The sequence below is a fragment of the Streptomyces albospinus genome, assembly GCF_014648695.1.
In the GTDB taxonomy this organism is placed as follows: domain Bacteria; phylum Actinomycetota; class Actinomycetes; order Streptomycetales; family Streptomycetaceae; genus Streptomyces; species Streptomyces albospinus.
The window spans coordinates 1-2,079 of record NZ_BMRP01000125.1 but is presented as its reverse complement, the minus strand read 5'-3'; the positions used below and the strand labels follow the sequence as shown (position 1 = coordinate 2,079).

The following is a 2,079-nucleotide window of genomic DNA, read 5'->3' as shown; positions in this document are numbered from 1 at the left end:
GTCCGGGCGGTTGGCTGTGTGGACGGTGGGCGGAGCCTGCGCTGAGGACATTCACCTGGTCCGGGAGGATACGAAGTGGCGCGTGCGGATCTGCTGTGCGGGGCGGGAAGAGGTGCGGCGGCAGGCTGAGCAGGCAGTGCCCTCCGACGTGGAGCGGTATCTGCTCCAGTTCTGGCCTGCGGAGGGATGACGGGCAGGGGACCGGTTGGGTCCCCTGCCTGCCGGTGATCAGTTGATGGAGACGGTGAAGCCGTCGTTCTTGCCGTCGATGATGCGGTTCTTCGTCAGAAAGCCGGCCAGGATGGTCCCGGCGGCGCCGTTGTCGGCCTTCGGCAGGGGCCGGGCGGAGAAGTTGTCCTTGGGAGCCGTCGAGTCATACAGGGCTTGGGCGCTGCCCTGGTAGGTCACGGCGAACGGGTACTCGTCACACTCGTTCTTGCCGCCCTGGGGATACCCGGGGCCCCATTGCTTCTTGCACACCTTGATGGCCTCACTGCGATTGGCAGCCCGCCGCTTGGCGTCGTGGTAAAGGCGGTTGAGGGGATGTTTGACGTCGGCGCCGGGCACGTTCTTGTGGGCGTTTTTCGGGAATGTGGCGCCGGGCTTGGTGAAGGCGTCGCGAATGTGTTCGGCCACAGCCTTCTCGCTCGCGCCGGTCTTGGAGCTGTAGGGGAGGTCTACGGTGTCACTGAAGACGGCTGCGCCATCTCCCCTGGAGACGTAGGCGGCCTTGTCCCAGCGGGGCGCGAGAAGGAAGAGGTTGACAGTGTCGGTGCCCTTGCTGTCCCAGCCCGGCGGGTAGGTCAGTTTCACAGTCGGCTGGTAGACGGCGAAGACCGTGTCGTCGGGCTTGTCCCCCTGGCCGGACGCCACGGTGACGGTGTGCTCGAAGGTGGTGGTGCCGGTGGCTGCAAGGGTGTCGAAGGAGCGCGCGCCGGGAATGCTGCCGCCTTGCGAGGTTTGAGCGGTGGCGGGCCACTTCTGCGGGACTGTGGCGTCGGGCGCGATCATGAATCTGGCGGTTCCGGTCCCGCCCATGGCCTGGAAGTCCGTGAAGTAGTACTGCACATGCATCTGCCGGCTGCCCTTGGCAATGGTGCCCACCGCCAGGGTGATGAAGCTGCTCTCGCCAATTGGCTTCTTGTTCAGCTTCCACGTCTGATGGAAGAGCTGCCCGGTGCAGACCGCGAAGCGTGACTTGATGAAGAACTGGCCGTTGGAGCCGAGTCCGGACTGGCACTCCTGCTTCGTCATGCTGTGCGGCGGCTCCGGATATGTCGCTCCTTGCGCCCGGAGCGCTGATCGTGGCGCCCCGCTCGGGACGGCGGGCGCCGTCTGAGAAGGGGTGGCGGCCAGACGAGCGTAGGAAGCAGCGGGGCCAATGGTCTCCAGCGCCGCTATGGGCTGCCCACCCTCATGTGTCTGCTCGGCCGCCGACAGACCTCGCGCTGCGAGGCTCTCGTGAACCCGCCCTAATGACGCCTTAGCACCTACGGGGAGGATCTGCGTCTCCACACTCAGCGTGCGGTCGCCTTCCTGCGCCGACGCCGGGGCGGCTATCGGCATGATGGCTGCCATGGCGGCGAGCGCGGTGAACGCGCGAGCCAGGCGGGTGCGTCTGATTCGATGTGACCTCAAAAGTCCCCCAAGTCGATCTGTTAACCGCAGGCATCACCTGCGTCGTACGAGATCAACCTGTACTGCGGGGGTGTGGAGCTGTGGCCATATGAGCCGGCACTGTCCGAAAACGCGGATAAACTCGACTTATGAACGACTGTGCGAACGCCTTTCGGGGCTTGGAGCGGGCTGGGTCGTTGTAGCCCGACTCGAACCAGCCTGCACAACCGGCGTACCCCAAGGGGCCCGGACGATTGCGTCGACTGAGGCCACAACAACGCTTGACGTGCCGCTTCTTCCACGACTGTGCCTCTCGTCGCTTATGCGCAGTCCGTAGGACGGCCTGGCCGAGGCGGCCGCCGCTTCCCTAACCTGACTCTGTCGGGGATCTTGGAGTTTCCCGGTGTCCATCCCCTCGCAGCGTGGACGGTTTCGTTAAGCGGCTTGGGACTGTTGGTCTCT

At 65.2% G+C, this 2,079-nt stretch carries 1 protein-coding gene and 1 pseudogene; one reads left to right on the top strand and one right to left on the bottom strand.

Going from position 1 to position 2,079, the window contains the following annotated elements:
- Positions 1-190: pseudogene (locus IEZ17_RS43700) on the top strand (hypothetical protein); the annotation flags it as partial.
- A 38-nt stretch (positions 191-228) separates the two neighbouring features.
- On the opposite strand, the gene IEZ17_RS41535 reads toward IEZ17_RS43700, so the two are convergent.
- A complete protein-coding gene (locus tag IEZ17_RS41535; protein ID WP_189308819.1) occupies positions 229-1,254 on the bottom strand; it encodes a NucA/NucB deoxyribonuclease domain-containing protein in 1,026 nt (341 codons plus the stop codon).
- Positions 1,255-2,079: the final 825 nt, after the last annotated feature.

What these genes read in the sequence shown, in the direction of transcription:
- IEZ17_RS41535 (WP_189308819.1), bottom strand. Translation starts at nt 1,254, where the DNA reads ATGACGAAGCAGGAGTGCCAGTCCGGACTCGGCTCCAACGGCCAGTTC.